We start from the raw sequence: 25,216 nt of genomic DNA, 5'->3' as shown, positions 1-25,216 counted from the left end.
TGCTTGGCCTAGATTCAAATGCAATGAATTAGACCTTAGGACTTCAAGATGGATTTTGAATTAAACGAAGATCAAATCGCATTCGCAGACGCAGCTAAACAGTTCGCAGAACAGATGCTTGCACCGCACGCCGCAGAGTGGGATGAAAAACAACACTTCCCTAAAGATGTACTTCGTCAGGCGGGTGAACTGGGTTTTTTGAGTATCTATACGCCACCTGAGCACGGTGGCCTTGGGCTTTCCCGTTTGGATGCTGCGATTATTTTTGAACAATTGGCGATGGGTTGTACGGCAACTACAGCGTTTATGACTATCCATAATATGGCAACTTGGATGATCACAAGCTTTGCCAAACCGGAAGTTGCTCAACAATTTAGTGGTGAATTGATCACGGGTGAAAAGCTCGCTTCTTACTGCCTCACTGAGCCAAATGCAGGTTCTGACGCGGCATCTCTGACGACGAGTGCAGTGCGTTATGGCGATGAGTTTATTTTGAATGGTGCCAAAGTATTTATCTCTGGCGCGGGTGATACGGACGTACTCGTTGTTATGGCTCGCTCGTGTGGAGAAGGTGCTGGCGGTGTATCTGCTTTTGTTGTGCCTGCTGACAGCGAAGGCATCAGTTACGGTAAGAAAGAAGCCAAAATGGGCTGGAACTGCCAACCAACGCGCATGATCACATTCGAAAACGTCCGAATTCCGGCTGACTACTTGTTGGGTGAAGAGGGTGAAGGCTTTAAATTCGCTATGCTCGGTCTTGATGGTGGCCGAATCAATATCGCTACCTGTTCTGTTGGTACGGCACAACAAGCGCTGAACGAAGCAAAACAGTACATGACAGAGCGTAAACAGTTTGGACGTTCACTAGCTCAATTCCAGGCGCTGCAATTCAAGCTGGCGGACATGGCAACAGAGCTGGTCGCTGCCCGTCAAATGGTGAGACTTGCGGCTGCAAAACTCGATGCTCAACACGCAGAAAAAAGTGCGTACTGCGCAATGGCGAAACGCTTTGCAACGGATGTGGGCTTCAAGGTTTGTGACGAGGCACTGCAAATTCACGGCGGTTATGGCTACATCAAAGAATATCCAGTTGAGCGTCACTTCAGAGACGTACGTGTTCACCAAATTCTTGAAGGTACCAACGAAATCATGCGTCTTATCATCTCAAGACGCCTACTCACGGAAGGCGTTGAGCTGGTTTAGCCTGCGCGGTAGAGCCTTACCTTAAAGAATAAAAAAGGGATTGAAAGATTATGACAGCACATATCAAATTAGAGCGTGAAAATCACATTGCCAAGCTAACCATCAGCAATCCACCTGCGAATACGTGGACGCTTGAGTCTTTGAATCAGCTTAAAGAGTTGGCAATTGAACTCAGCAACGATCGCTCTATCTACGCTTTGGTACTAACGGGTGAAGGGGAGAAGTTCTTTTCTGCTGGTGCGGACCTTAACAACTTTTCATCCGGTGACAAATCGCAAGCCGCCGATATGGCGTTTGCATTTGGTGAAGCGTTTGAAGCCTTGTCAGCGTTTGATGGGGTGTCTATCGCGGCGATCAATGGCTATGCAATGGGCGGTGGTTTGGAAGTTGCGATGGCTTGCGACATTCGTATCGCTGAAGAGCAAGTACAAATGGCGTTACCAGAAGCGTCGGTTGGCTTATTGCCTTGTGCCGGAGGAACGCAAAATCTCACTGCGTTAGTCGGTGAAGGTTGGGCGAAGCGCATGATCCTATGTGGTGAACGTGTGACAGCCGAGCGAGCCGAGAAAATTGGTTTGGTCGAAGAAGTCGTTGAAAAAGGACAAGCGTTGGAAACCGCAATGGAACTGGCACAGCGTGTCGCGGGTCAATCGCCTAAGTCTATATCTGCTTGCAAAACACTCATCCAAAATCGACGCAGCCAGACACATGCTGCAGGGCTGGTTTTGGAACGTGAACTGTTCTTACAGCTTTTCAATACGCAAGATCAGACAGAGGGTGTGAACGCTTTCTTACAAAAGCGTAAGCCAAACTGGACCAATAGCTAAGGAGTCACCATGGCGAGCAACGTAGAGATGACCAGCAAAGTAAACGTGTCAGAGCTTGAATGTGCCGATGGTTCTGTCATTGGTGTACTGGAGTTAGATAATCCAGCGGTGCTCAACGCACTGAGTTATGTAATGATTGAGCAGCTATACAATCAGCTGCTCAAGTGGCAAATCGATGACAACATCGTTGCGGTGTGTTTGCATGCGAAGGGTGAAAAAGCATTCTGTGCAGGTGGTGATATTCAAGCCATTTACCGCGCGTTAGAAAACAAAGAGCAAGATTTTAACTCTGCACTTTCAGCCATGAAGACGTTCTTCGATCTTGAATACCGCTGCGATCACCTGATTCATACCTATTCAAAACCGATTATTGCTTGGGGGCATGGCTACCTGATGGGTGGCGGGGTCGGTCTGTTTATGGGCGCAAGTCATCGCGTGGCGGAGACCAACACTCGCTTTGCGATGCCAGAAATCAAGATTGGTCTTTATCCTGATGTGGGTGCGACCTACTTTTTGAATCAGTTACCAAAACACTACGCGCTGTTTCTTGGTTTAACTGCCTGTCAGATTAATGCGACCGATATGAAAGCATTAGGGTTGAGCCAATGGATTACCCAGCCTGATAGCAAAGGGGGTTTCTTCTCTCAAATGTCTGATATCAATTGGAAAAGTGAGACAGACATTAACGAGAAGATTGCGACACTACTTCGTACTCTAGAAGTCGAAGAGCCGGGTGAGGGCTTGATGTTACCTCATGCTGGGCTGATCGAGCAGCTTTGTCGCGGCGATTTACCAACGATAGCTGACGCGATAGCCAACGCTGATGTGGATGATAAATGGTTCGTGAACGCGCAGAAAGCACTCAGTTATGGCAGCCCTCTTTCACTCAATCTTACTTACCAACAATTGACTCAGTATCAGGGGCTGTCTTTGGATGCTTGTTTTGATATGGAGTTTAATCTCACATTGCGTTGTGGCTTAGAAGGTGACTTTAGAGAAGGGGTTCGTGCGCTCATCATCGATAAAACCAATCAGCCAACGTGGATGCACAAGAGTGTTGTCGATGTGACACCACAAGAGCTGCAACGCTTTTTTGCACCCATTGATTCAGTGGATTACCCACTCAAAGACACGCAATTGGCGACAGCTGAACTTTAGTTGAACGGAATAGTTAAACGGATTAGCGACAAGGAAGAGACAGAACATGGATAAAATTGCATTTATTGGTCTTGGCAATATGGGCGCACCTATGGCTAAGAACCTGGTTAAAGCTGGTTTGAAGGTTGAAGTATTTGATTTGAATCCGAACGCTGTGGCGGAACTGACCGCACTTGGTGCTTCAAGTGCAGATTCTGTTCAGCAAGTCGTTCAAGGTGCGGGCATTGTCGTCACTATGTTACCTGCTAGTCAGCATGTAAAAAGTGTCTATCTTGGTCAGGATGGCATTTTAGAAAGCGTTGAGTCTGGAACATTGCTGATTGATTCATCCACCATTGATCCCGCGACCGCGCGTCTGGTTGGTGAAAAGGCACAGCAGTTAGGCATCAGCTTTGTCGATGCACCGGTTTCGGGAGGTGTGGCTGGTGCAGCAGCAGGGACACTGACATTTATTGTTGGTGGCTCACAAGAGAACTTTGTTCAGGCTAAAGCGTTGCTTTGCTATATGGGAAAAAACATCTTCCATGCGGGTGACGCTGGTGCTGGTCAGGTGGCGAAAATCTGCAATAACATGATGCTGGGTATTCTGATGAGCGGCACTTGTGAGGCACTTAACCTCGGTATCGAGAACGGTCTCGATCCTAAAGTGCTGTCTGACATTATGCTGCAAAGCTCAGGTCGAAACTGGGCGTTAGAGCTATACAACCCGTGTCCTGGCGTGATGGAGAATGCGCCGGCGAGTAATGGCTATCAAGGTGGTTTTATGAGTCAGCTTATGGCGAAAGACCTCGGTCTTGCTATGGAAGCGGCAGTTGCCAGTCAAACTTCAACGCCAATGGGTAGCGTGGCACGCAATCTATTTAATTTTCATAACGGTCAGGGCAACGGACAAAAAGATTTCTCTAGCTTGTTTGAGTTCTACCAAAAGCAAAACCAAGCCTAAGGAGCGCTTATGGAGTTAGCAAATAAGGTTGTTGCGATTACAGGTGCTGGGCAGGGGCTTGGCAAACAGATGGCATTATCGCTGGCAGAAAGCGGAGTGAACCTCGCGTTAATCGATCTCAATTTGGAACAATTGAGGGAGACACAGGCAGAGTGTGAATCTCTGGGCGTTAATGCCCGAGTTTATGTGACGAACGTGACAAACGAACAACAGGTTTGCGCGGCATTTGAGCAAATTGAAGTGGACTTTAAACAGCTCAATGGCGTGATTAACAACGCTGGCATCATGCGTGATGGTATGTTCATAAAAGTGAAAGACGGTCAGATTACGCCAATGTCTCTGGAGCAGTTTCAGTCGGTTATGGACGTAAATGTCACGGGTACTTTCTTATGCGGTCGTGAAGCGAGCAAAGTGATGCTCAACACCGACAGTAAAGGTGTACTTATCAATATATCCAGTGTGGCTCGAGCTGGGAATATTGGTCAAACCAACTACTCTGCCTCCAAAGCAGCAGTGGCGACAATGGCGACGGTGTGGGCGAAGGAATTAGGCCGATTTGGTATTCGCTCTGTTGCTATCGCGCCGGGCGTAATCAAAACGGCGATGACGGACCAGATTAAACCAGAAGCCATGGATAGGCTAATCAAGATGATTCCTGTCGGTCGTTTGGGGCTTGCTGATGAAATCTCCGCGACCGTGAAATATGCATTAACTAACGAGTTCGTGACTGGAAGAGTATTAGAAGTAGATGGTGGTATGCGAATGTAACCTCACTCACAAGGCTAACAATGTTCGTTGTATTGTTAGCCAACATCAAAATTTCCTCATTGATGGCAGTTGCATAAACCAAGATTGAGCCTCTCTATCTGTTTTACGTTACATGCCAATTTATCTTTCCCGTTTCTCTTTACATATCTTTAAGTGCTTTTTCTAAAACCGTTTACGGATCACACTTTTGAATCGCCGTTATCGGACATGAAAAATCCTACTTCATAGCGACCAATAATTGTGCAAATGAAAATTATAATGTTATGAGACTGTTACCACATGGCGTGGGCAATGTTTGTGCAAACAGAACAGTATCGGTGCAATCATTAGTGTACGATGTAAATTTTTTGTGTTGATAAATTTGAAAATTAATCTACCCGAAAATTAAAAAACACAAAGATAATAATTTTATGTAAATAATATATTGAAAAATAAAGATTAATTTTCTTTAGTTAAGCTGTGTATCGCCTTTTAATGAGTCATTTTCAACACGTCATCTCTGTGTCTCAAAGCACAAATTTCCAACATTCTTCGGATGAATCTACAAAAAATAGTTTGAGATCGAACTAAAATTCAGGCATTTTATATTTAACTAACCGTTCAATTAAAAATGAAAGGGGATGAAATGCCGAAGGTGGGAATGCCTGAAATCAGGAAGCCACAGCTGGTGAAAGCGACAATGTCAGTGATTGATAGGGTGGGCTTACATGCAGCGAGTATCTCGTTGATCAGCAAAGAAGCTGGCGTATCAACGGGTATCATCAATCATTACTTTGGTGGTAAGCACGGGTTATTGGAAGAAACGATGCGCGAGATCCTTCGCCAGCTTTCATTCACGATCACGAAAAAGCTTCGTGAGCTGCCGGCTGATGCTCATCATCACCGTATCAATGCGATTATTGACGGTAACTTTGTCGGCTTTCAAGCTGAAAATAAAGTGGCCAAGACATGGCTAGCCTTCTGGTCTTATTCGATGCATGACGAACAGCTAAAACGTCTGCAACGTGTAAACGAACGACGTCTTTTGTCCCATCTAAGAAGAGAATTAAAAGCACTATTAAGTGCAGAGCAAGCGGAATTGGTTGCTCACGGGATTGCGTCACTCATTGATGGAATATGGTTACGCGGAACGCTCAACCCGCAAGGCATCGATGCAGAAAAAGCAAGAGTCATCATCAACGACTATCTCGAAAAGCAGCTAACGTACTACTCACAAAAAATTTAAAAGTCACAGGTCTTCAAAATGGAAATGAAAACACATTACATCGACGGTGCAATGTACACCGGAAGCTCTGAAGAGCATTTCACCACATACAATCCGGCTAATGGTGAGCCGTTAGCCAATGTTAAACAAGCAAATCAGCATGATATGGAAGCGGCGGTTGAGTCTGCAAAACGTGGCTTTGAAGTATGGTCTGCAATGACGGCAATCGAACGTAGCCGTATTCTTAACAAAGCCGTTGCGATTCTACGCGAACGTAATGACGAATTGGCCGCTTTAGAAGTAGCGGATACAGGTAAGCCAATCCAAGAAGCAAATGCTGTTGATATTACGACAGGTGCTGATGTACTGGAATACTATGCGGGCTTAGCGCCTAGCTTACAAGGCGAACAACAGCCGCTAAACGAAAACCAGTTTTTCTACACACGCCGTGAACCTTTAGGCATTTGTGCGGGTATTGGTGCTTGGAACTACCCAATTCAAATCGCAATGTGGAAATCCGCACCGGCGCTTGCTGCCGGTAACGCAATGATTTTCAAACCATCGGAAGAAACGCCGCTGACAGCACTTAAACTGGCTGAAATTTACTCAGAAGCGGGCATGCCTGACGGTGTATTTAATGTTGTGCAGGGTGATTACCGTGTTGGCCAAATGCTAACGGCGCATCCGGATATTGCGAAAGTCTCGTTCACTGGCGAGTGCGGTACAGGCAAAGTCGTTATGGGTGACAGCGCGAAAACACTTAAGCAAGTCACCATGGAACTGGGTGGTAAGTCACCACTGATCGTGTTCGAAGATGCAAAACTGAACGATGCAGTATCGGCTGCCATGGTTGCAAACTTTTACACTCAAGGTGAAGTATGCACCAACGGTACCCGCGTATTTGTTCATGAATCCATTTACGACGAATTCGTGGCGCAGCTTAAAACTCGTACTGAACTGCTGGTTGTCGGTGATCCCCTTGATGAAAACACGCAAATTGGCGCTCTAATTTCAAAAGAGCACGAAGGCAAAGTGTTGTCTGCAATTGAAGAAGCGAAAGCAAGCGGCGCGACTCTGCTGACTGGTGGTTACAAAGTTACGGAAAATGGCCTTGCGAACGGTAACTTCGTTGCTCCAACGGTATTTATCGACTGTGACGATAGCATGAGTCACGTACAGCAAGAGATCTTTGGTCCTGTTATGTCTGTGCTTAAGTTCAGTGATGAAGTTGAGGTTATCGAGCGTGCGAACGACACGGAGTATGGTCTGGCAGCGGGTGTCTTCACGCAGAACCTCTCTCGTGCCCATCGCGTTATTCATAAAATTCAGGCGGGTATCTGCTGGGTTAATGCCTGGGGTGATTCTCCGGCAGAAATGCCAGTAGGCGGTTATAAGCAATCAGGTATTGGCCGCGAAAACGGCGTCGAAACACTGAAGCACTACACGCAAACTAAGAGTGTACTGGTTCAGTTAAGCGATTTCGAAAGCCCTTACGCATGATACCAATCGTAGTAGATAACTGGCCATTTTAGCTTGTTAAAATGCTCGATAACTTCGTTGTCAATTTTGATTGTAGGCTTACTACTTATCGAAAATTTCCGCCTTGTTCTCAAGCATTTTTCCTGCGCTATCGTTGTCCACTTATTTACTGTGATTGGTATGACCCTCAAAGGAGAATCAAAATGCAACAACGCTACGATTATATTATCGTCGGTGCGGGTTCGGCCGGCTGTGTTTTAGCGGATCGCTTGAGTGAAAGCGGTCAGCACTCTGTTTTATTGCTAGAAGCGGGCGGCACAGATAAGAGTATTTTTATCCAAATGCCAACAGCACTTTCTTATCCGATGAACACCGAAAAATACGCTTGGCAATTCGAGACCGTGAAAGAAGACGGCCTTGATGGACGCCAACTGCACTGTCCTCGCGGTAAAGTTCTTGGCGGTAGCTCATCTATTAACGGCATGGTTTACGTACGTGGTCATGCTTGCGACTTCGACCAGTGGGAAGAAGAGGGCGCAAAAGGCTGGAACTATCAGACGTGTTTACCTTACTTCCGTAAAGCGGAATCTTGGGTTGGTGGCGCGGACGAATACCGTGGCGATAATGGCCCTGTTGGTACCTGTAACGGTAATGACATGAAGCTTAACCCGCTATACGAAGCGTTTATCGAAGCTGGTAAAGATGCGGGTTACCCAGAAACGGATGATTACAACGGTTACCAGCAAGAGGGCTTTGGTCCGATGCATATGACTGTTGATAAAGGCGTGCGTGCTTCGACGTCTAATGCGTACTTAAGCCGTGCTAAAAAGCGTAAGAACTTCACGTTAATGAAGCGAGTCACCGTCCACCGCGTTTTACTTGAAGGCAAGAAAGCGGTCGGCGTTGAATTCGAGCAATCAGGTTCTGTTAAGCAGTGTTTTGCAAACAGTGAAGTGATTTCTAGTGCGGGTTCAATTGGTTCGGTACAGCTGCTGCAACTTTCCGGTATTGGTCCTAAAGATGTGCTGGAAAAAGCAGGTATCGAGGTGAATCACCAGTTGGAAGGCGTGGGTAAAAACCTGCAAGACCATCTGGAGGTTTACTTTCAATATCACTGTAAACAGCCGATCACACTTAACAGTAAGTTAGGTTTGGTGAGTAAAGGGTTAATCGGTACTGAGTGGATTCTCACCCGTAAAGGCCTCGGTGCGACGAACCATTTTGAATCGTGCGCGTTTATTCGTTCTCGTGAAGGTTTGAAGTGGCCGAATATTCAATACCATTTCTTACCAGCTGCGATGCGTTATGACGGTCAGGCTGCCTTTAATGGTCATGGATTCCAGGTGCACGTTGGCCCTAATAAGCCAGAAAGCCGAGGCTCAGTAGAAGTTGTTTCATCGAATCCGAACGACAAGCCGAAGATCGAATTCAACTACATCTCCACCGAGCAAGATAAGCAGGATTGGCGTGATTGTATTCGCCTAACGCGTGAAATCTTGAATCAGCCAGCGATGGACGAGTTTCGTGGCGATGAAATCCAACCGGGTTTAAACATCACGACTGACGAGCAAATTGATGAATGGGTGAAGCAGAACGTAGAGAGTGCTTACCATCCATCGTGTAGCTGCAAAATGGGCGCGGACGATGACCCGTTAGCCGTTCTGAATGAGCAGTGTCAGGTACGTGGCATCCAAGGATTACGTGTTGTGGATTCATCTATTTTCCCAACCATTCCAAACGGCAACTTGAATGCGCCAACCATCATGGTTGCCGAACGCGCTGCGGATATGATCCTCGGAAACGCATTACAAAAATCAAACAATACTCCGGTTTGGATTGCACCGAACTGGCAAGAGATGCAACGAATGCATCCACCAAAAAGAAATTTAGATTCAATCTCATAATTCAAATAATCAACAAATAGTCAGTAATCATTACAAGGAACTAAACATGTCTAAGATGACGAAAATTGTATCAACTATCGCGTTAAGTACCTTAGCAACCGGTGCTTACGCAAATCAGTGTGAAACCGTTCGATTTGCTGATGTAGGTTGGACAGACATTACAGCAACAACCGCCGTTACTTCAGAAATACTAAAAGGGTTAGGGTACAAGACCAAGACAGATCTGCTTTCTGTACCTGTAACTTACTCATCAATGGCCAATGGTGACATTGATATTTTCCTGGGCAACTGGATGCCAACAATGGAAGGCGATATCGCCAAATACCGCGATGCCGGCACCGTCGAAACCGTTAAAGCGAACCTTGTCGGAGCTAAGTACACGCTTGCGGTACCAAAATATGTTTATGACTCGGGCGTAACGAGCTTTGCTGACCTGGTAAAACATGCTGACAAGTTTAAAGACCGCATTTATGGCATCGAACCAGGTAACGATGGTAACCGCTTAATTCAATCTATGATCGACAGCGATGCATTTGGTTTAAAAGGTTTCAGCCTTATCGAATCGAGTGAAGCAGGCATGGTGTCACAAGTTTCACGCGCAGTGCGTCGCAATCAGTGGATTGTTTACCTGGGTTGGGCACCGCACCCGATGAACAACAATGTTGAGATGGAATACCTGTCTGGTGGCGATGACTTCTTCGGCCCAAATTACGGTGGGGCGAATGTCTACACAAACGTACGTAAAAACTACCTTTCTGAGTGTCCAAATGTAGGTCAACTAGTGAAAAACCTAGAGTTCAGCCTAGATATGGAAAACGAGTTAATGGAAGCGATTCTTAACCAGAAGCAAAAGCCATCGAAAGCGGCACAAGCGTGGTTAAACGCGAATCAAGATCAAATCGAAGCGTGGCTTAAGGATGTGAAAACGGTCGATGGCCAGGATGCACAGGCAGCGATCACAGCGTACCTAAAAACAAACGCTTAATTCGATTTATACCCCAAGAAACTCAACTTGAGTAACGATTTGGGGATAGTAGTGGGCGGTGATGCCCACTTCATTAACACAAAGGGTTTATTGTGAATATTATTACGGACAACAAACTACCATTAGGGCAGTGGATGGAAACGGGTGTTGATTGGTTAACCATCAATGCGTCTGGGTTCTTTGATACTATCTCAATTACACTTGAAACCATCATTATGTTTGTGGTGGATATTTTCAAATGGATGCCACCTGCGGCTCCAATCATTATGACGGCGGCAATCGCGTGGTTCCTACATCGTAGTATTCCTCTCGTTGTATTTATCGTGCTTGCGTTACTCGCGATTCTCAACCTTGGCTATTGGCAAGAGATGCTGGAAACCTTTGTCCTTGTTTTTGCTGCGACGACGATTTCCGTATTAATTGGTGTGCCTTTAGGAATTATGGCTGCGCATCGTCCTTGGTTATATACATTACTCAGACCGATTCTGGACTTGATGCAAACCGTACCAACGTTTGTATACCTGATCCCGACACTGGTTCTGTTTGGTTTAGGTATCGTACCGGGGCTTATCTCAACCATTATCTTCGCCATTGCGGCTCCAATTCGATTGACTTATCTAGGCATCATTAAAGTGCCGGAAGAGTTGTTGGAAGCAGGTAAAGCGTTTGGTGCAAGCCGTATGAAACTGCTGTTTAAGGTGGAGTTACCTGCGGCATTACCAAGTATCATGGCAGGCGTGACGCAATGTATCATGCTGTCTCTTTCAATGGTGGTTATTGCGGCGCTAGTGGGTGCTGACGGTTTAGGTAAACCGGTTGTACGTGCGCTAAACACCGTAAACATCTCACAAGGTTTTGAAGCAGGATTAGCGATTGTTCTTGTGGCAATCATCCTTGATCGCTTGTGTAAAGCACCAAACCAGAAGGAGGCGTAATCATGGACGCAATTACTATTGAAAACCTTGATGTGGTTTTTGGTCAACAGCAAACGCAAGCGCTGAACCTGCTAGACCAAGGTAAATCGCGACAAGAAATTATCGATGAAACTGGTCAGGTCGTTGGTGTGGACAACGTATCGTTGAGCGTGAAACAAGGTGAAATTTGTGTGCTCATGGGCTTATCCGGTTCGGGTAAATCCAGCTTGCTTCGTACTGTGAACGGATTGAACGATATCTCCCGTGGTTCACTGAAAATCAAAGATGGTGACGACATGGTGGAACTGGCGAACTGTGATGAACAGACGCTTCGCCATTTACGTACTCATCGTGTTTCTATGGTATTTCAGAAGTTCGCTTTGATGCCTTGGTTATCGGTCTTAGATAACGTGGCGTTTGGACTGGAAATGCAAGGCATTGGCAAAGCTGAGCGTCGTGAAAAAGCACGTGCACAGTTAGAAATGGTGGGATTGTCAGAGTGGGAAAACAAGTTTCCTCATGAGCTTTCTGGCGGTATGCAGCAGCGTGTTGGCTTGGCTCGCGCCTTTTCGATGGACACTGACATCTTATTGATGGACGAACCGTTTTCAGCACTTGACCCATTAATTCGTGCGCAGCTTCAGGATGAACTGATTTTGCTCCAAGAGAAGTTGAATAAAACGATATTATTTGTAAGTCATGACTTGGATGAAGCACTTAAAATTGGTAACAACATTGCCATTATGGAATCGGGCAAACTGATTCAGCATGGCAAGCCAGAACAGATCATTCTGACACCAGAAAACGATTATGTGGCTGACTTCGTGGCACATACTAACCCGTTAAACGTGCTTAAAGGCCGTTCTTTAATGCAGTCGTGTGATGCTCTGGTACGTCAAGAAGAACGTGTTCTCATCTGTGCTGATAAAGACATTTGGGTGTCGCAAGATCCGAAAGGATTGAGGTTAATTGATACTGATAAGCTGTTGATTCTTTGGGATAGCGAATCATCGAACCTTGATGATGTGAAAGAAAATACGTTGGTTCAGGTTAGCCCGGATATCAGTATGCGTGAAGCGATAGAGCTTAAACAGCGCAGTAACCAGCCTTTATTGATGGTTGAAGATAACCAGTTGGTCGGCATATTGAGCGACAATGAGTTGTACAATGCACTACTGGGTAACTTCAGGTCAGATAAAGTGGCTTGATAACTCCAGAACAGAAAGTTCGGAGAATAAAAAGAGCCGCAGCTTTGGTACGCTGCGGCTTTTGTCTATCGAGTCGAAATTAATTTCAATTTACTCTGCTCATTGCTCTTTCTTTTCTTTGTCCTTATTCACTGCTTTCGCAATATCTTGTACCGCTTCAACTAAATTAATTGGCATCGGGAAAATAATTGTCGAAGTTTTATCGGTGGTAATTTCAGTTAGCGTTTGCATATAGCGCAATTGCAAGGCATTTGGTGCTTCATTTAGCATTTGTGCCGCTTCTTTTAACTTGTTAGACGCTTCTAATTCACCAGTCGCATGGATGATTTTTGCACGACGATTACGCTCCGCCTCGGCTTGACGAGCAAGCGCTCGAACCATACTTTCATTCAAATCGACATGTTTAACTTCAACGGTGGCTATTTTAATACCCCAGTCATCCGTTTGTTGATCGAGGATGGACTGCAAATCTTTATTGAGTCGCTCTCGCTCAGAAAGAAGTTCATCTAGCTCATGCTGCCCTAATACTGAACGAAGCGTTGTTTGCGCTAACTGACTGGTCGCCTCGCTGTAGCTCTCAATATTGTTGATAGCCATTTGCGGGTCGACGACGCGAAAATAGACCACAGCGTTTACGCGAACAGACACATTATCTTTCGTGATAAGGTCTTGTGTCGGTACGTCCAACACGACAGTTCGCAGGTCTACGCGCACCATTTGTTGGATAAAGGGAATCAAGATGATCAGGCCAGGGCCTTTTACCTCTTGAAATCGACCCAAGAAGAAAATTACGCCACGTTCGTACTCGCGCAGAACTTTGAAAATTTGTGTCGCTAATGCGATCAACAGAACCAGGATTACAGAAACAGTGTAGAGCAACATATTCGCCTCCTATTCATTAGGGCGGTCATTTGGCTTTACCGTTAAGGTTAGCCCTTTCACATTGACAACGGTAACTTGGTCACCTTGTTTGAGTCCTTGGTTTAGTTCATCTTTGGCGGTCCAAAATGCGCCATCCATTTGCACGCGACCTTCACCGTCAATGAAATCATCGCTTACGACTGCTTGTTTGCCAGGGTAGGTTTCAAGACCAGTCGTGACCCTTCGGTGCCGTATTCTAACCAGCATACCGACAGTCAGAATGATCAGCGCAACTGAAAAAATGGCAAGGCCAAAGATTAAAGGCAATGCGACTTGAAAACCCGGTAAGTCACTGTCCATCAGGAATATCGAACCGAGAATAAAGGCAACCACACCGCCCAAGCCCAAAACTCCGAAACTCGGGCTAAATGCTTCCGCAATCATTAGCGCAATGCCGAGTAGTAGTAGCCCCAGACCAGCGTAGTTAACGGGCATCATCTGTAGTGCGTACATCGCAAGTAGCAAGCAGATGCCACCTAATACGCCGGGTAAGCCAATTCCGGGATTGTAGAACTCTAAAAGTAGACCATAGATACCAATAAGGATCAGAATGTAAGCAACGTTGGGATTGGTGATGACGGCAAGCATTTCCGCACGCCAATCAGGGACTCTTTCTACCCAGACAGGGTTTTCCAATGATAATGTCACGGGCTGATTGTTTATTTTAACGGTTGTTCCGTTAATAGCCTGAACCAGCTCTTCGGGTGAATTTGCTATATAGTCAATGACATTCAGCTTTAGCGCTTCCTGAGCGTCGAGACTTGCCGCTTCACTCACGGCTTTTTCCGCCCATTCAGCATTGCGATCGTGAAGCTTAGCCAACCCTTTTATATATGCTCTGGCGTCATTGATGACTTTCTTTTCCATCGCTGTTTTAGCCGGGACTTTTTCAGAGGTGCCATCTTCAGTTTCTTGTTGGTCTTTGGCTTTTTCGTTTTGATCGTCGCTAGGGGAAGGGGCTCCTGGTGCACCACCACCCAATGCGACAGGTGTAGCAGCGCCAAGATTTGTAGCCTCTGCCATTGCTGCGACGTGGCTGGCAAGAAGAATATAAGTACCCGCACTGGCTGCTCGAGAACCCGATGGTCCAACCCATGTTGCGACGGGAATGGAGGAAGTAGTGATGGCATGAATAATGTCTCTCATCGAGCTATCCAGTCCGCCCGGTGTGTCCATCCTTAAAATGACTAAACTGACGTTTTCCTGTTGGGCTTGTTCTATTTCTCTGGAAAGGTAATCACTAATAGCGGGGCCAATAGCACCGTTGACCGGGACGATCCATACCGTGTTAGCCAATGCCTGACTAGCAAACAGGATAAGCGATAATAGCCATATTCGTGTCCATTTCATACAGTCCTCCTAGTGCAGTGACAGGGACTTATTGAAAAGCTTATTTAAAGTATATACGCAAGTAACAGGACAGTATGAGCACAGCGCTATAGATTTATTTAATCGGATGGCAGTTTGAACAACCCGATACGGTTGAACAGAGGATAACAAGGAGCGGGGAAAGAGTTGGAGCCATTTTCCCTTCTATTAGAGCAACTCGTTGACCTGATGAACAGAAAACGTTTTCAGTACATCATCCATTGGCATCGGTCTGTAAAAATAGAAACCTTGTAGGTTATTGATGTTCCAGACTTTGAGCTTACGCACCTGACTTGCTGTTTCTACGCCTTCAGCAACGATCGTTAATCCTAATTCCTGAGACATATTGACGATGTTACGTACCAGTGTTTTGGCTCGGTCATTGAATTCAATTTCATCAACGTAGGACTTGTCTAATTTAACAATATCCAGTGGGAAGTTGCAGATACTGCTGAAAGAGGAAAAGCCAGTACCGAAATCGTCCAGCGCAAGTAGAACGCCGAGGCGCTTTATCTCATTAATGCAGTGAATTGAGTCGGCTTCAGTCCCCATTAACATGCTTTCGGTAATTTCAAGCACAATACTTCCTGAAGAGATTTGGTACTCATCAATCAGCGTCGTGAGGTATGAAATAAGCCTTGAGTGATAAAAATGACGGGCACTTAAGTTAATGTGAACCGAAAGCTGTGGTAGTCCTTTAGCATGGCGAACTTGGTTAAGTTGTCCAATAAACGCACAAGATTGTTTAAGAATGGACTCTCCAAGCTCAATAATGAGTTTACTTTGTTCAGCCATTGGTATGAAAACATCAGGCGGAACCATACCTAAATCCGTGTGTTGCCAGCGAGCAAGGGCCTCGAAACCTATTACATCTTCGGATTGTGCATCAACAATGGGTTGGAAGTGCGGAATGATGGCGTCTTGATGTATTGCCGCTTCTAAATCACGGTTAATAATATTCACGGTTTCTGCTTGATCAGACTGTGCTTCACCAGTAACGAAAACCTCTCGAATCTTACGTCCGCTTAACGATTGTGCGGAGTGGCGAGCGGCCATCAACAGATGTTCGGCTGGCTGATGCGTAATTTGAGGATCCATCATCACGGCTTTGCTATTAAGAGACACAGTAATGTCTGCAAATACGGTCCTATAGGAAAGTTGGTTTAACAGATGGTTGGTGGATTCAATGACATCATGATGGTTTACACCTTTAGGAATTAGGACGACAAATTCATATTCACTGATACGACCAATTTTATATTGCCCCAACGCCTCACGTATCAACCGAGAAATGTGAACTACGGCTTCATCAAACACTTGGTGTCCGTATACTTCCGCGATCTGTTTAAGTTGCTTACTTTTTAGCAAAATGAACGAGAACTGATTGGGTTGAGTTTTCACCAACTTATCAAGCGCTTCGACGATGACGGGACGATTACAGAACCCAGATACTGGGTCTAAATCGGTCAATTGTTGGATCATTTCGGCTTGTTGTTTGGTTTCCCGAATGTCCTGAATTAGCAGCATGATCGCATGCTGGCCGTGGTGTTGGATGAATGCGGCTTCAATTAGACAGTCGATCGTATCACCTTGACCGTCGAGAAGTTGCGCTTCAAACAATGTTCGGCCGTTTTCTAACTCAATCAGCATCTCTTCGAGTCCAGATTCGCCTAGATTGTGAGAACAAAGGTATTCGAGAGGACGTTTAATCAAATCCGGCTTTTGATGATTGAGTATTTCTAACGCTCGGGGGTTGGCATCGACAATTTCACGCTCAATCACGAAAAGCATACCCAGCGAAGAACTATTATACAACGCGCTGAAGTTATGCATTGAATCCTTTAACTTCGATTGTGTCATCGATGTATTGTCAGAAAGCTTCTGCACCAGTTTAGACGCTAGTTCCAGTTCGTCAGCGCTAATTGACTGAACCCCTTCAAGCTTATATTCCGACGCGATTTTGTACATATTGTCAGCGAAGTGATTGAATCGAGCTGACACTTTTTTTCTGAAAATGAAAAACGTCGCCATTGCTATAATTGATGCCACCACCCCGACAGCGGCGAATAAGTAGAGAAATAAAGCATTACCTTTAGAGTAGTAATCACGTTTCATTTCTGTCTCTACCCATGCAATGGGAGAACCTTCCAGATCTCTCAACATGGAAGATTTTGTAATACCTGCCGAGGATTTTTTAATCTCTTGTACAAGATCATCGTTAGTTGGTGGAGATAATAGGGGAGTTAATGAGTTTTGAGCGAAAAGAATAGACGTAAAGTCACCGGGAAAGCGTGTCGTCAAATTTTTTCCCCACAACAACCAGCCATTTGAGGCAAGGTTACCCTCACTGTTTTTTACCGGAGTTAAACTCAGTCCCCAGATGGTTTGATCGATTTTCAATAAACCAGAGAGGTGAGTCCGCTCAGCATCTGGCTCTTGTTTCATCGATGCAATATGCTGTTGAATGAGCGGGTGTCGTATCACTTTAGCCGATAAAGCAGACGATATTTCAGAGGAATTTTGTCGGGTTAGCGATAGCAATTCTTGTCCTGTGACCGTGACAAACGACATCATATCCAAACTCAACGAATTGAGAGTTTCTAAGTAGAGGTTTCGCTCGGTGTAACCTGTAATGTCGGGATCATCGAGAAACAGATCGTAAGTTTCATCCCAATATGCCCAGTCATAAGAGTTAGTTGTCTGTTGGGAGACCATCAAGTCAACCACAGCGAGTGCTTGCTGGTTTGCATGGTTAATTTCCATGTCTTCTAATTGATTGATGCTATACAGGAAAAAATAGCGACTTATAAATAAACAACTTAGTACCATTCCAAGCAAACCAAGTGAGAAGTATAAAGCGGTCTTATAGCGGAGATTTAAGTTAGATAAGCGAAATGTTTGCATTAAAAAATGGTAATAGGTATAAGTTTTTTGCAAGTGTATGGCATCTAATACTATATTTTTTTGACGTAAGTTCAAATTGTTAAAAATGAGTTAGAGAAATAGTTATACAGTGTCGTTGCATAATCTCGTCTGGCTACTAACCATATAGATCCCCATAAAAACCACCTAATAACCTTGTTCTGTATACTCGGCGCTATTCATACTTTTTTATGAAAAGAGAACGAATGTTCATCTGAGTTTATAAATAGCGTAGGTGATAGTAAACTGTCAAAAAACAAAGGAATTTGTCATGTTTATTGTTTACCGTTTAGCCAAATTAGCCATTATCTGTATGATCTTCTTTACCATTTATGATTTGATTGCCTATGGAGAGATCACTTGGTTCCATCGACTATTGTCATATTTCAACTAATTTGAACCTTATGGCAGGTCGCTCAAACACCTGCCACACATTAGAGCAATACGCAGATATTCAAATAGATAGGAAGTTCGTATGAGTAAGCACACCGCCATGGTTCAGTGGCAGCGCCAAGCAAGCGAGATTTTCAGCGATAATCAATACAGTCGCGCGCATACGTGGACGTTTGACGGCGGCTTGCAGGTGCCTGCTTCTCCGTCCCCTCATGTCGTACCTCTTCCTCTATCCGTGGCGGAAAACGTCGACCCAGAAGAAGCGTTTGTTGCGGCACTTTCGAGCTGCCATATGTTGGTGTTTTTATCGATAGCCGCCAAACGTCGGTATGTCATTGACTCTTATGTTGACGCTGCTGAAGGTGAGCTCACAAAAGGGGACAATGGTAAAGAGTGGGTTTCTCGTGTGGAGTTGAATCCCAGCATCGTGTTTTCGGGCGACAAACAGCCCACGCACGAACAGTTAGAAAAAATGCATCATATGGCGCATGAAAACTGTTTTATTGCTAACTCTGTAAAAACTGAAGTAGTAACAAATATTCTTACGTAACCGAAATTCACCACTCCACTTTGGGTTTTGCCTAGATAACATCGGCTAAATTTACTGAGACGCACGCGACAATGTCAGCTTATGTCGATGAGACGAAATGACATTGTTGTGCGTCAGCGCAAATGTCATTTGTTAAATTAATGTTATTGTTTGCATATGTTAACCCGACAAGATTAAGACATGACGAGCCGCACCCCACTGGAGTCGTTTATTCAAACGGACGGCACCCCGACGTTTGGTCATCTTGAAGCCATGCCTAAATCGTTACAGCTTGATCGCTTCGAATACCGGAATGAGATGGACCGACCTGCATCGAAATTGCGTAAGTATTTCGGCTACAAGCAATTCCAGTTTGTCTCTCTGGTTACTCCTGAGTATCTCATAGGCATTGCGATCGCTGATATTCGTTATTTGGCCTCCGGTTTTTGTTATCTTTATGACATTAAAAACAACGAACTCGTTGAACAGCAGTGGCTGAAACCTTTCAATCTTGGTTATCAAACTGAGCCATCAAGTTGGTCAAGCTCCGCAACTTTGGCGGATGACGCGATCCAGTTTTCCATCCAGGAAGGTACATGGCACGTCCATTTTGTGTCTGGCTCAGTCAATGCGGTAATCAGCTTACATCCTGAACTCCAAAGCAGCCCGTTGATGTTATGCACGCCAACGGGTTACTCTGGCTGGACGTATACGCAAAAGCACAATGGCTTATCGGTCGCTGGTAACCTGTTTATTCTGGGTCAAGAACAAGATCTGAGTAAAGTTTCTGCAGGGTACGATTTCTCGGCAGGATACATGCGAAGAGAAACAAGTTGGCGATGGGCGAGTATCAACCATATGCAAGACTCCGATCGTTTAGGTCTTAATCTCGCCGTGGGTGTCAACGAAACGGGCTATTGCGAAAATGTGCTTTGGGTGAATGGTGAGCGTCATCTGCTGGCGCCGGTGCACTTTCATTTTTCACGCAATAACCCACATGAAGAATGGAAAATCACCTCTCAGGATGGGCGAGTTGAACTCAATTTCACGCCGTTAAACTGTCGTTCAGAAAGAAAGAATTTCTGGCTTCTCAAAAGTAATTTTCGTCAATATATGGGACATTTTAATGGCTTTGTCATTGATGGAAATGGCAATAAGCATGAGTTGAATGAAGTCGTCGGCTTAACCGAAGATCACTACGCAAAATGGTAGCAAATAGATGGATTGGTCAATATTGATGGAGCGTCCTGAGCTGCTGCTTTTGATTCTGGCTCCAATATTTTTTCTCTGCATATTCTCAGAGTACTGGTTCGGCCAGCGCAGAGGTCGTTTACCGAAGAACGCAACTTATGTCCTACCTGAAGTGACATGTAATTTTGTATTGGCCGGTCTTCACCAAGCGACAGATATTCTCGCAGGTTTGTTTATCTCTCAACTTTATTTATGGCTTTTTGGCTGGCGCTTATTTGACATTGAAATCAGTATTTCTACGTTCTTAATGCTCTTGGTTCTTCAAGATTTTTTCTATTATTGGTTTCATCGCGCTAGCCATCGTATTCGCTGGATGTGGGCGGCTCATGTTGTCCATCATAGCTCTGAAAGAATGAATTTTAGTACTGCCTTTCGTCAAAGCTTAATGTATCCGCTTGCCGGTATGTGGATCTTTTGGTTGCCTTTAGTGGTGATAGGCTTTGAACCGAAATGGGTGATCTTCGCGGTATTGCTCAATCTGGGGTTACAGTTTTTTGTTCATACTCAGTCGATACGCTCGCTTGGTCCATTGGAATGGGTATTTAATACCCCGTCTCACCATCGTGTACATCACGGTATCAATCGACAATACATAGATAAAAACTATGCGGGCGTACTTATCATCTGGGATCGTATGTTTGGTTCTTTTGAGCCAGAGGTCGAAACGGTACGTTATGGGATATCTAAACCAGTGAACAGCTTTAACCCTATAAAAGTGACCTTTGCCGAGTGGCAGGATATGTTTCGAGACGTCTGCCAGCCCTCGCTAACGTGGCGTCAACGCTGGCAATGTTTGTTTTCACCACCAACGGATTCCAGGGACTCATAGTAAGGTAAACTTATCGCCTTTTCGTCGTCTATATCCAATGTAAGTGAATGCGGTGTTAGTCGTCACATTGGTATTGTTCCTTAAGCCTCTTTCCGTTGAGGTCGATGTGATCATGCTGAATTTAGAATGGTGTTATTAGGTTTTCAATTCCTGCAAGTCGTCATTCAAAGATCGAGCTATTGGTTATCTATCATCCAGACTGCGGCCTCTAAGCGGGAACTGACGTTGAGCTTTTTCAAAAGATTTTTGACATGGACTTTTACTGTCGAGTCTGTGATGCTCAATTCGTGAGCGATGAGCTTATTACTCATGCCTTTAGAGATGAGTGATAGAATTTCAAGTTCGCGACAGGTGAGCGTTTTGAGAGGGCTTTCTTGCGCAGGTTTTTTCGGTTTATTGCATGACTGAAGCAGTACTTTGGTCAGTCGGTCAGACAAGGCAAGTTGGCCTAGTACGGCTTGTTTTATGTTAGTCACAATGTCTTCTGGTTCCATGTCTTTCAGCAGATAACCATCCGCACCACTGGAAATTGCGTTAAGAACATCATCTTCATTGTCCGAAACGGTCAGCATCACAACACGTGAGGTGACGCCTTTTTCTCTCATTTGGCGAACAGTTTCTAAGCCGTCTATTCCTTGCATGTTAAGATCGAGAATAATCAAGTCCGGATCATGCTCTACGGCACCTTCAATTGCATCAGTTCCGTTGCTGTATTCACAAATCACTTGCAAACCTTCTTCCAAGGCAATCAGCTGTCGCAACCCACTGCGAAATAGCGGGTGATCGTCGACCAACATTATCGTTGCTTCTTCTGAGCTCACCGTTAACTCCTTTAACGCTTCCATGTGTTTATTACTTTATCATCATGATTTAGGGCCACTAAATCTACAATTATTTTTAGCTTCGGAAAAATTCTCTTACTTCTTGCGGTTAATTAGGGGCAAAGCGCAGTAAAAGTAGCCCTTCAATCACTGCAGCAGTGCAAGCGAGCAAAGCAAGGGACTTCCAAAATAAAATGGGGTTGCGCTTTAATAAAGGTTTGTTGTCGACACCGTTTAATAGTTGGGTATTTGGCGTGAAAAGATCAGCAATAAAATCACCAAGAGCCTGATACCGATTGGTTGGGATCTCAGCGGTCGCCTTTTTAAACGCGAGATCTACCCATAGCGGAATATCTTCCCGATACTCTTTTATCGAGTGGTAATCCCACCTGACGTGCCGAGCCTGCTGCAGTGTTTGCTGTGAATGTTCCTTATATGGCAGATGAGCGGTGAGCATTTCGTAGCCGATAATGCCGATAGAAAAGAGATCAGAGAGTGTACTCGCTTCCCCAGTATTGATGTACTCGGGAGCCGTATAGTTGACCGATCCAAGCGGAAACGACGTGGCTTCTTCTTGTTGTATCTCGCGCAGGCCCTTTGCCTCAACCGTACCAAAATCGATGATCTTTACCTCACGATTTGGTGTGATCATGATGTTTTCGGGTTTCAAATCGCGATGCACCATATCCGCACGTTGGAAAACCCGAACTGCTTTTACGATGCCATCCAGTATTTCACGCACTGAATCCAAAGGTGGGTTAGGGTGGTCATGCATCCATTGGCGCAGCGTTATTCCCTCAATGTACTCGCAAACCTGATAGATGAATTTTGAATGAACGGGCCTTGGATACATTTTCATTACTCGGCGACTGTCCAATTGAGTCGAGAACCATTGCTCGTTGGCAAATCGTTTTAATGTCTCCGGATCGTCACTGTAATTTAGTGAGGGCGCTTTGATAATAACATTGCCACCTTTTTGTCGATCAAAAGCGAGATAGACGTGGCTGCGTGGGCCTTCGTAGAGGGTATCTAATATTTCAAAATGATCGAGGCTTTGACCCTGGTGTAATGCTGGTGGAATGTTGTTCGCGAGTAAGGCTGTTTGGTATTCAGTCAAGTTGAAGCTGGGTAATTCTTTTACGTTCAATACGGTACAGCTTACATTGTCAGTGCTTCCTTTGAATAAAGCGTTGTTACATAAAGCCTGTGAAAGGGCTTCAGAGGAGTCTGCGCTGCTAATTTGTTGTTTGATTTCCTCATTAGTTAAGGTCTCATGCACCCCATCTGTGGTTAAAACTATGGTGTCGTTTTCTTTGAGCGCTAATGTGAGAAAGTCGATTTCGACTTTTTCATCCATACCAAGGGCTCGAGTCAGATAACTTTGGTGGCCGAAATTAGTGCGTTGATGATCCCGGGTTAGGAGAGTCAGTGTGTCATCGCGATAGAGATAAACTCTGCTATCACCAACGTGGAAAATGTACCCAGTATTGGATTTAATCACAATGGCACTAAAAGTCGTTACCATACCATTATGGTAAAGTTGATCTTTGCCCTGACTATAGAGCCAACTATTTAAACTGGTGAGTAATTCAATCGCAGAACGTTTAATGCTCCAGCTTGAGGGGGTTGCATAGTAATCGGTAACAAATTGAGTGGTGGCGGTCTGGCTGGCTTGTTGAGCATGATTACTGCAACTCACGCCATCGGCAATACAAGCCACAACCCCTTTGTGAATCAATTCATCACGAGTCGTTGGATACTTGACGATAAAGGCGTCTTGATTTTCGTCTCGTTTACCCACCAAAGAGCATCCGGAAAATTCGATATGTTGTATTTCTTGAGCTGACTTTTCCTGAACTAACATTGATACCTTCCTTGCCGCACTTTCCCACAATCAAAAGAAACAAGAACAAAAGCCCAACCAAAACTGGTCGAGCTCTTGAACGATATTGAGGCATTACTTAATTTGGTGATTCTTTGCATATATAAATCAGTAAAGCTCAATATCTCCCGATAAACCTCTAATACTGATGCAATTTAGTGAGACACATCAATCAGAGTGACACTACCATCTTCGTTAACCTCTGCAATTTTTCCTGATGGCTCTTCCATAAACATCAGAGCAGCAAACCCGATCACTGCAGTACCAGCAATCACGAAGAAGAAGGTTTGGTATGAGACAAACGATAAGATGGTCAGATAAGTCACCGCACCAACATTGCCGTACGCGCCTGTCATACCTGCGATTTGCCCTGTCATTCGACGCTTGATAAGTGGAACCGTTGCAAATACCGCGCCTTCACCTGCCTGCACAAAGAATGAACAAGACATTGCAGCAGCCACAGCTAACCAAACTGGCCAGCTTTCATTGACTTGCCCCATCAGGAAATAACCCACGGCAAGGCCTGCTGTCAGAATGAGAAGTGTCAGTTTACGACCAAACTTATCTGAGATTAGACCACCACCCGGACGCGACATCAGATTCATAAATGCGTAAGCGGATGCCACCATGCCTGCCACGACCGGTGATAGTTCAAAGGTTTCAGAAAAGAAAAGTGGTAACATGGAGATCACGGCGAGTTCAGAGCCAAATGTCGCAAAGTACAAGACGTTTAGAACCGCTACTTGCTTGAATTTGTACTGATGAATAGGTTCAACGGGCTTTTTGAAAATCGACTTGTTGACCTTCCAAACCTGATTCGCGTCGATGACGTAAAGCAACGCGAGGCCCGCGTAAATCGCGTTTACCACACCTTGTTCAAGCATATTGATATTGCTTGGTGACAACTTCCATGCCAGTAGAGCGAGTACAGCGTACATTGGTACTTTCATTGCTAAAAGAAAGAAGAAATCGCCTTTTGATGTCACTTCCATTGCTGACAAGTGTTTAGGTCGGAAGTAAGTTGCGCCCTTTGGTGTGTCAGATACGTTCTTGTAAAACACAACAGAGAACAGAAGGCTCATTACACCCGTCAAAGCGATCGCATAGCGCCAGCCATCCTCGCCACCAAAGACTAATGCTAGAGTTGGTAGTGTAAATGCGGCTGCGGCAGAACCAAAGTTACCCCAACCACCATAAATGCCTTCCGCGGTTCCGAGTTGATTATGCGGAAACCATTCCGAAACAAGACGAATACCGATAACGAAACCTGCACCGATAAAGCCAAGCAGGAATCGTGCAATGGCTGCTTGTATAAACGAATCTGCAAAGGCGAACATAAAACATGGGATGGAGCAGATAGCCAGCAGTGCTGAATACACAATTCGCGGACCAAATCGATCGGTAAACATGCCGATAAGTACGCGCGCTGGGATAGTCAGTGCAACGTTTAGAATCAACAAGGTTTTAATTTCCTGGCTTGAAAGGCCAAGTGATTCTTTGACCATTTGTAGCAACGGTGCAAAGTTAAACCAAACAACAAAGGTAATAAAAAATGCCATCCAGCTTAAATGGAGGATCTTCATTTTTCCACTAAAAGAAAAGAGGGTGAATTTTGAGCTTTCCATGTTCAATAATCCTTATAAGATTCATTTCGAAGGCATTGCCTTGATTGTGTTGTTAAGGCAATGCCACAGTTTTTGGCGTTTG

At 45.0% G+C, this 25,216-nt stretch carries 21 protein-coding genes; 15 read left to right on the top strand and 6 right to left on the bottom strand.

Features of this window, described 5'->3' with window-relative positions; all coding sequences use genetic code 11:
- The first annotated feature begins 48 nt into the window (after positions 1 to 48).
- The 11 genes from DBX26_RS17910 to choV all read left to right on the top strand — a co-directional run bounded on the left by DBX26_RS17910 (position 49) and on the right by choV (position 12,593).
- Positions 49 to 1,203 carry an acyl-CoA dehydrogenase family protein gene (locus DBX26_RS17910; protein WP_118120325.1) on the top strand — a complete coding sequence of 385 codons (1,155 nt, stop codon included), beginning with the start codon at positions 49 to 51 and terminating at the stop codon, positions 1,201 to 1,203.
- Between the two features lie 50 nt (positions 1,204 to 1,253).
- Positions 1,254 to 2,030, top strand: a complete 777-nt coding sequence (locus tag DBX26_RS17905; RefSeq protein ID WP_118120323.1) for an enoyl-CoA hydratase — start codon at positions 1,254 to 1,256, stop codon at positions 2,028 to 2,030.
- A gap of 27 nt (positions 2,031 to 2,057) precedes the next feature.
- Positions 2,058 to 3,188, top strand: a complete 1,131-nt coding sequence (locus DBX26_RS17900) for an enoyl-CoA hydratase/isomerase family protein (RefSeq protein WP_118121227.1) — start codon at positions 2,058 to 2,060, stop codon at positions 3,186 to 3,188.
- 46 nt (positions 3,189 to 3,234) lie between these two features.
- Positions 3,235 to 4,131 carry a 3-hydroxyisobutyrate dehydrogenase gene (gene mmsB / locus DBX26_RS17895; RefSeq protein WP_118120321.1) on the top strand — a complete coding sequence of 299 codons (897 nt, stop codon included), beginning with the start codon at positions 3,235 to 3,237 and terminating at the stop codon, positions 4,129 to 4,131.
- Between the two features lie 9 nt (positions 4,132 to 4,140).
- Positions 4,141 to 4,899 (top strand): SDR family oxidoreductase, encoded by a 759-nt coding sequence (locus DBX26_RS17890; protein WP_065301027.1) that lies wholly within the window; start codon positions 4,141 to 4,143, stop codon positions 4,897 to 4,899.
- A gap of 625 nt (positions 4,900 to 5,524) precedes the next feature.
- Entirely contained in the window at positions 5,525 to 6,124 is a 600-nt protein-coding gene (betI, locus tag DBX26_RS17885) for a transcriptional regulator BetI (RefSeq protein WP_118120319.1), read from the top strand.
- Positions 6,125 to 6,142: 18 nt separating this feature from the next.
- Entirely contained in the window at positions 6,143 to 7,603 is a 1,461-nt protein-coding gene (gene betB / locus DBX26_RS17880) for a betaine-aldehyde dehydrogenase (RefSeq protein ID WP_118120317.1), read from the top strand.
- Positions 7,604 to 7,785: 182 nt separating this feature from the next.
- On the top strand, positions 7,786 to 9,486 hold the full coding sequence (betA, locus tag DBX26_RS17875) for a choline dehydrogenase (RefSeq protein ID WP_118120315.1): 1,701 nt from the start codon (positions 7,786 to 7,788) through the stop codon (positions 9,484 to 9,486).
- Between the two features lie 46 nt (positions 9,487 to 9,532).
- Positions 9,533 to 10,471 carry a choline ABC transporter substrate-binding protein gene (locus DBX26_RS17870; protein ID WP_065301030.1) on the top strand — a complete coding sequence of 313 codons (939 nt, stop codon included), beginning with the start codon at positions 9,533 to 9,535 and terminating at the stop codon, positions 10,469 to 10,471.
- Between the two features lie 92 nt (positions 10,472 to 10,563).
- Positions 10,564 to 11,406: a choline ABC transporter permease subunit gene (gene choW, locus DBX26_RS17865; RefSeq protein ID WP_118120313.1), complete on the top strand. Its 843-nt coding sequence runs from the start codon at positions 10,564 to 10,566 to the stop codon at positions 11,404 to 11,406.
- Between the two features lie 2 nt (positions 11,407 to 11,408).
- Positions 11,409 to 12,593 carry a choline ABC transporter ATP-binding protein gene (gene choV / locus DBX26_RS17860; RefSeq protein ID WP_118120311.1) on the top strand — a complete coding sequence of 395 codons (1,185 nt, stop codon included), beginning with the start codon at positions 11,409 to 11,411 and terminating at the stop codon, positions 12,591 to 12,593.
- Between the two features lie 99 nt (positions 12,594 to 12,692).
- On the opposite strand, the gene DBX26_RS17855 is transcribed toward choV, so the two are convergent.
- The 3 genes from DBX26_RS17855 to DBX26_RS17845 all read right to left on the bottom strand — a co-directional run bounded on the left by DBX26_RS17855 (position 12,693) and on the right by DBX26_RS17845 (position 17,711).
- Positions 12,693 to 13,475, bottom strand: a complete 783-nt coding sequence (locus DBX26_RS17855) for a slipin family protein (protein WP_014233986.1) — start codon at positions 13,473 to 13,475, stop codon at positions 12,693 to 12,695.
- Positions 13,476 to 13,484: 9 nt separating this feature from the next.
- Entirely contained in the window at positions 13,485 to 14,864 is a 1,380-nt protein-coding gene (locus tag DBX26_RS17850; RefSeq protein ID WP_118120309.1) for a nodulation protein NfeD, read from the bottom strand.
- Between the two features lie 186 nt (positions 14,865 to 15,050).
- Positions 15,051 to 17,711, bottom strand: a complete 2,661-nt coding sequence (locus DBX26_RS17845; RefSeq protein ID WP_118120307.1) for an EAL domain-containing protein — start codon at positions 17,709 to 17,711, stop codon at positions 15,051 to 15,053.
- 364 nt (positions 17,712 to 18,075) lie between these two features.
- Between DBX26_RS17845 and DBX26_RS25750 the strand changes: the two genes are divergently transcribed.
- From DBX26_RS25750 to DBX26_RS17830, 4 genes are all read left to right on the top strand, one after another.
- Positions 18,076 to 18,198: a membrane protein gene (locus DBX26_RS25750; RefSeq protein WP_014233989.1), complete on the top strand. Its 123-nt coding sequence runs from the start codon at positions 18,076 to 18,078 to the stop codon at positions 18,196 to 18,198.
- Positions 18,199 to 18,279: 81 nt separating this feature from the next.
- Positions 18,280 to 18,747 carry an OsmC family protein gene (locus tag DBX26_RS17840; RefSeq protein ID WP_118120305.1) on the top strand — a complete coding sequence of 156 codons (468 nt, stop codon included), beginning with the start codon at positions 18,280 to 18,282 and terminating at the stop codon, positions 18,745 to 18,747.
- Positions 18,748 to 18,927: 180 nt separating this feature from the next.
- Entirely contained in the window at positions 18,928 to 19,938 is a 1,011-nt protein-coding gene (locus tag DBX26_RS17835; RefSeq protein WP_118120304.1) for a DUF2804 domain-containing protein, read from the top strand.
- A 7-nt stretch (positions 19,939 to 19,945) separates the two neighbouring features.
- Complete coding sequence (locus tag DBX26_RS17830; protein WP_065303468.1) at positions 19,946 to 20,806, top strand: sterol desaturase family protein; 861 nt, start codon at positions 19,946 to 19,948, stop codon at positions 20,804 to 20,806.
- Positions 20,807 to 20,982: 176 nt separating this feature from the next.
- Here the strand turns inward: DBX26_RS17830 and narL are convergent, their stop codons facing one another.
- From narL to DBX26_RS17815, 3 genes are all read right to left on the bottom strand, one after another.
- Positions 20,983 to 21,627 carry a two-component system response regulator NarL gene (narL, locus tag DBX26_RS17825; RefSeq protein WP_118121226.1) on the bottom strand — a complete coding sequence of 215 codons (645 nt, stop codon included), beginning with the start codon at positions 21,625 to 21,627 and terminating at the stop codon, positions 20,983 to 20,985.
- A 109-nt stretch (positions 21,628 to 21,736) separates the two neighbouring features.
- Positions 21,737 to 23,491 carry a bifunctional protein-serine/threonine kinase/phosphatase gene (locus tag DBX26_RS17820; RefSeq protein ID WP_118120302.1) on the bottom strand — a complete coding sequence of 585 codons (1,755 nt, stop codon included), beginning with the start codon at positions 23,489 to 23,491 and terminating at the stop codon, positions 21,737 to 21,739.
- Positions 23,492 to 23,664: 173 nt separating this feature from the next.
- Entirely contained in the window at positions 23,665 to 25,134 is a 1,470-nt protein-coding gene (locus DBX26_RS17815) for a NarK family nitrate/nitrite MFS transporter (protein WP_020333804.1), read from the bottom strand.
- Positions 25,135 to 25,216: the final 82 nt, after the last annotated feature.

The organism is Vibrio sp. dhg (assembly GCF_003443775.1).
GTDB classification, from domain to species: Bacteria; Pseudomonadota; Gammaproteobacteria; order Enterobacterales; family Vibrionaceae; genus Vibrio; species Vibrio natriegens.
The sequence above is the reverse complement of the archived record's forward strand: the minus strand, read 5'-3'. Positions and strand labels throughout refer to the sequence as shown.

Bases quoted from the DNA above. Each gene is read 5' to 3' on its own strand.
- DBX26_RS17840 (WP_118120305.1), top strand. From the start codon at position 18,280: ATGAGTAAGCACACCGCCATGGTTCAGTGGCAGCGCCAAGCAAGCGAG.
- choV (WP_118120311.1), top strand. From the start codon at position 11,409: ATGGACGCAATTACTATTGAAAACCTTGATGTGGTTTTTGGTCAACAG.
- mmsB (WP_118120321.1), top strand. From the start codon at position 3,235: ATGGATAAAATTGCATTTATTGGTCTTGGCAATATGGGCGCACCTATG.
- DBX26_RS17815 (WP_020333804.1), bottom strand. From the start codon at position 25,134: ATGGAAAGCTCAAAATTCACCCTCTTTTCTTTTAGTGGAAAAATGAAG.
- DBX26_RS17850 (WP_118120309.1), bottom strand. From the start codon at position 14,864: ATGAAATGGACACGAATATGGCTATTATCGCTTATCCTGTTTGCTAGT.
- DBX26_RS17910 (WP_118120325.1), top strand. From the start codon at position 49: ATGGATTTTGAATTAAACGAAGATCAAATCGCATTCGCAGACGCAGCT.
- DBX26_RS17835 (WP_118120304.1), top strand. From the start codon at position 18,928: ATGACGAGCCGCACCCCACTGGAGTCGTTTATTCAAACGGACGGCACC.
- DBX26_RS17890 (WP_065301027.1), top strand. From the start codon at position 4,141: ATGGAGTTAGCAAATAAGGTTGTTGCGATTACAGGTGCTGGGCAGGGG.
- DBX26_RS17905 (WP_118120323.1), top strand. From the start codon at position 1,254: ATGACAGCACATATCAAATTAGAGCGTGAAAATCACATTGCCAAGCTA.
- DBX26_RS17830 (WP_065303468.1), top strand. From the start codon at position 19,946: ATGGATTGGTCAATATTGATGGAGCGTCCTGAGCTGCTGCTTTTGATT.
- DBX26_RS25750 (WP_014233989.1), top strand. From the start codon at position 18,076: ATGTTTATTGTTTACCGTTTAGCCAAATTAGCCATTATCTGTATGATC.
- DBX26_RS17855 (WP_014233986.1), bottom strand. From the start codon at position 13,475: ATGTTGCTCTACACTGTTTCTGTAATCCTGGTTCTGTTGATCGCATTA.
- DBX26_RS17820 (WP_118120302.1), bottom strand. From the start codon at position 23,491: ATGTTAGTTCAGGAAAAGTCAGCTCAAGAAATACAACATATCGAATTT.
- DBX26_RS17900 (WP_118121227.1), top strand. From the start codon at position 2,058: ATGACCAGCAAAGTAAACGTGTCAGAGCTTGAATGTGCCGATGGTTCT.
- betI (WP_118120319.1), top strand. From the start codon at position 5,525: ATGCCGAAGGTGGGAATGCCTGAAATCAGGAAGCCACAGCTGGTGAAA.
- betB (WP_118120317.1), top strand. From the start codon at position 6,143: ATGGAAATGAAAACACATTACATCGACGGTGCAATGTACACCGGAAGC.
- DBX26_RS17845 (WP_118120307.1), bottom strand. From the start codon at position 17,711: ATGGTACTAAGTTGTTTATTTATAAGTCGCTATTTTTTCCTGTATAGC.
- DBX26_RS17870 (WP_065301030.1), top strand. From the start codon at position 9,533: ATGTCTAAGATGACGAAAATTGTATCAACTATCGCGTTAAGTACCTTA.
- betA (WP_118120315.1), top strand. From the start codon at position 7,786: ATGCAACAACGCTACGATTATATTATCGTCGGTGCGGGTTCGGCCGGC.